This window comes from Streptomyces sp. (assembly GCF_035563135.1).
Taxonomy (GTDB): domain Bacteria; phylum Actinomycetota; class Actinomycetes; order Streptomycetales; family Streptomycetaceae; genus Streptomyces.
Window position 1 is genome coordinate 1 of sequence record NZ_DATMVN010000868.1, and the last position, 3,508, is coordinate 3,508.

Consider the following 3,508-nt stretch of genomic DNA (forward strand, 5'->3'; position numbering starts at 1 on the left):
CGCAGATCGGCCTGCTCGCCGCGATCGGACGCTCCACGGTGCGGGTGCGGCCCCGCCCGCGCGTCGTCGTGCTGTCCACCGGGAGCGAGCTGGTGCAGCCGGGCGAGGAGCTGACCGGCGGCCGGATCTACGACTCCAACAGCTTCGCGCTGACGGCCGCCGCCCGGGACGCCGGGGCCATCGCCTACCGTGTGCCGGCAGTCGCCGACGACGCCGAGACGCTGCGGTCGACCATCGAGGACCAGCTGATCCGCGCCGACATCGTCGTCACCACGGGCGGTGTGAGCGTCGGCGCGTACGACGTGGTCAAGGAGGCCCTGTCGTCCGTGGGAGACGAGGACGAGGCCGGCAGCGGCATCGACTTCCGCAAGCTGGCGATGCAGCCGGGCAAGCCGCAGGGGTTCGGTTCGATCGGCCCGGACCACACGCCGCTGCTGGCGCTGCCCGGCAACCCGGTCTCCTCGTACGTCTCCTTCGAGCTGTTCGTGCGGCCGGCGATCCTGACGCTGATGGGCCTCGATGACGTCCACCGCCCGAAGGTGCGGGCCACGCTCAGCACCGGCGGGGCGCTCGCCTCGCCGGCCGGCAAACGCCAGTTCCTGCGCGGCAACTACGACGCGGAGGCGGGCACCGTGACGCCCGTCGGGGGAGCCGGATCGCATCTGATCGCCGCCCTCGCCCAGGCCGACGCGCTGATCGTGCTGCCCGAGGACACCACCTCCGCCGAGCCCGGCACGGAGACCGAGGTGATCCTCCTCCGCTGACTTCGGCGCGGTGGCGGTACGGTATCTGGCGCTGTGCCTTACCGGGGGAAGCCCCCGGGCCCCTCGGCCCGCGCCTCGGCGCGGTGCGGGCGGGCAACCGGCGCCCTACCGCTAGGCGGAGTGAGTTGAGTACGCAGAACAGGCTGACGCACATCGACGAGGCGGGTGCCGCCCGCATGGTCGACGTGTCGGAGAAGGACGTCACGGCACGTGTCGCCCGGGCGAGCGGCCGGGTCCTCGTATCACCGCGTGTCGTCGAACTCCTCAGGGGCGAGGGTGTCCCCAAGGGCGACGCCCTCGCCACCGCGCGCATCGCGGGAATCATGGGTGCCAAGCGCACCCCGGACCTGATCCCGCTCTGCCACCCGCTCGCCGTGTCCGGTGTGAAGGTCGACCTGAGTGTCGCCGACGACGCGGTGGAGATCCTGGCCACCGTGAAGACCACGGACCGTACGGGGGTCGAAATGGAAGCCCTGACCGCCGTGTCGGTCGCCGCGCTCACGGTGATCGACATGGTCAAGGCGGTCGACAAGAGCGCGGTGATCACGGACGTCCGGGTCGAGGCGAAGTCGGGCGGCAAGTCCGGCGACTACCGGCGCCCCGCACCGGAGGGGGCGGACGCATGACCGCGCCGGGCAGTGCCCCCGCCGCCTCCGGTGGATACCGGGCCCTGGTCGTGACCGCCTCCAACCGCGCTTCTGCCGGTGTGTACGCCGACAAGGGCGGCCCTCTCATCGCCGAGGCACTCACCGGTCTCGGGTTCACCGTCGACGGCCCGCAGGTCGTGCCCGACGGCGATCCGGTGGAAGCAGCCCTCCGGGCGGGGACGGCCGCGGGTTACGACGTGATCGTCACCACCGGCGGTACGGGCATCTCGCCCACCGACCGCACGCCGGAGGCTACCCGCAGCGTCCTGGACCGGGAGGTCCCGGGCATCGCCGAGGCGATCCGCGCCGAGGGCCGGGACAAGGTCCCCACCGCCGCGCTCTCCCGCGGCCTCGCGGGCATCGCGGACCGCACCCTCATCGTGAACCTGCCCGGCTCGACCGGCGGCGTGCGCGACGGGCTCGCGGTCCTGAGCAGGCTCCTGGTGCACGCCGTCGACCAGCTGCGCGGCGGCGATCACCCCCGACCGGGGAGCCCGAGCTGAACGTCCGGACCTGGCCGGTGATCCTGACCGACGGCGCCGTCACCCTCCGGCCGATGAAGCTGCGCGACCAGAGCATGTGGCGCGAGGTCAACCGGCGTAACCGGGAATGGCTGCGCCCCTGGGAGGCGACCGTCCCACCGCCCGCCCCCGGCGGCCCGGTGGCCCGGCGTCCCACCTACCGTCAGATGGTCCGTCACCTGCGCGCCGAGGCCAACGCCGGCCGGATGCTGCCTTTCGCCATCGAGTACGAGGGGCGTCTCGTGGGGCAGTTGACGGTGGCGGGCATCACCTGGGGCTCGATGTGTTCGGGCCATGTCGGCTACTGGGTCGACCAGAGCGTGGCGGGCCGCGGTGTCATGCCGACGGCGGTGGCGCTGGCGGTCGACCACTGTTTCCGGACGGTCGGGCTGCACAGGATCGAGGTGTGCATTCGGCCCGAGAACAGCCCCAGCCGAAGAGTCGTGGAGAAACTCGGATTCCGCGCGGAAGGTCTGCGGCCGCGCTATCTGCACATCGACGGGGCGTGGCGGGACCACCTGATCTTCGCCCTTACCGCGGAGGAAGTGCCCGACGGGCTGCTGCGGCGTTGGCGCAGGGTGCGGCCCGGTACGCCCGGTTCGTCACGCACACCCGGGGAAATGAAATAAGTGTTCGAATTCGATCGCTCTCTGACAGTAATCGGACTCACTTTCGGCGACTGGTGACTCGAAGAATCACAAAAAAAGTCCGTCATATGAGCCGGATCGTGCGACACACCGGGCCAATTGGCGGATGCTGCCGTGCAAACCCCTCTACGGTGTGAGCGTGAGCAGCAGCGGCCTGATCTACGCAGTCATTGTCGGGGCCTGGGCCGCCTACTTGGTGCCGATGTGGCTCCGCAGGCAGGACGAACTCAACGAGGCCCGTCCGACGGAACGCTTCAGCACCGCCATCCGGTTGCTGTCCGGACGGGCGGCCATGGAGCGCCGTTATGCCAAGGAGCTACGGGAGCGGGATGCCGAGGAGGCGCCTGGCGACGTCGACCCGGATGCCGTCACGGACGTGATCGAGTCCGTCGACGTCCGGGCCTTTTCCGCGCCCCCGGCACATACGGAAGCGCGGTTGCGCGACCCGGCGCACGAGCGGCCGGGCCGTCCGGCGCCCGCCCGGAGCCGGCGCCCTTCCGGCGCGGAGTCCGAGCACGAGCGCCGACGGCGTTCGCAGGTCCTGGCACGCCGTCGGCGTACCACCACGATCCTGTTCGTGGCCTTCACGCTCGGGGCGGTCGTCGCGGCGGTGGGCGGTCTCCGCTTCCTGTGGGCGCCGGCCGTTCCGGCCGTGCTGCTGAGCACGTACATCGTGCATCTGCGTGCCCAGGAGCGCCGCCGGTTCGTCTTCACCATGGACCGGCGCCGGGCCGAGGTGGCCGCGCAGCGCCTGCGCGAGAACCGCCCCCGCAGGCACCAGCCGGCGTCCTCGGCGCCGGCCGAGTCCGACGAGGAGCCCGAAGCGCCCGCACCCGCTCCCACGGTCTCCCCCCAGGCGGCGGGCCGCCGCGCCCTCGTCGAGCAGACGGACCACGCGGAGTGGGTCGACCAGCAGCGCGAACGCGGAC

The 3,508-nt window shown here is 71.8% G+C and carries 5 protein-coding genes; all 5 read left to right on the forward strand.

Annotation, left to right across the window (positions count from 1 at the left end; translation table 11 throughout):
• Nucleotides 1-764: gephyrin-like molybdotransferase Glp (gene glp / locus VN520_RS38310; protein ID WP_325751567.1), on the forward strand; the 764-nt coding region annotated here is incomplete at its 5' end.
• Between the two features lie 125 nt (nucleotides 765-889).
• Nucleotides 890-1,390 (forward strand): cyclic pyranopterin monophosphate synthase MoaC, encoded by a 501-nt coding sequence (gene moaC / locus VN520_RS38315; RefSeq protein WP_325751568.1) that lies wholly within the window; start codon nucleotides 890-892, stop codon nucleotides 1,388-1,390.
• Nucleotides 1,387-1,914, forward strand: a complete 528-nt coding sequence (locus VN520_RS38320) for a MogA/MoaB family molybdenum cofactor biosynthesis protein (RefSeq protein WP_325751569.1) — start codon at nucleotides 1,387-1,389, stop codon at nucleotides 1,912-1,914. Before moaC ends, VN520_RS38320 begins: the two co-directional genes overlap by 4 nt.
• 17 nt (nucleotides 1,915-1,931) lie before the next feature.
• Nucleotides 1,932-2,561 carry a GNAT family protein gene (locus VN520_RS38325; RefSeq protein WP_325751570.1) on the forward strand — a complete coding sequence of 210 codons (630 nt, stop codon included), beginning with the start codon at nucleotides 1,932-1,934 and terminating at the stop codon, nucleotides 2,559-2,561.
• A gap of 157 nt (nucleotides 2,562-2,718) precedes the next feature.
• Nucleotides 2,719-3,508 (forward strand): gephyrin-like molybdotransferase receptor GlpR (glpR, locus tag VN520_RS38330; protein WP_325751571.1); only part of this gene is annotated, 790 nt, incomplete at its 3' end.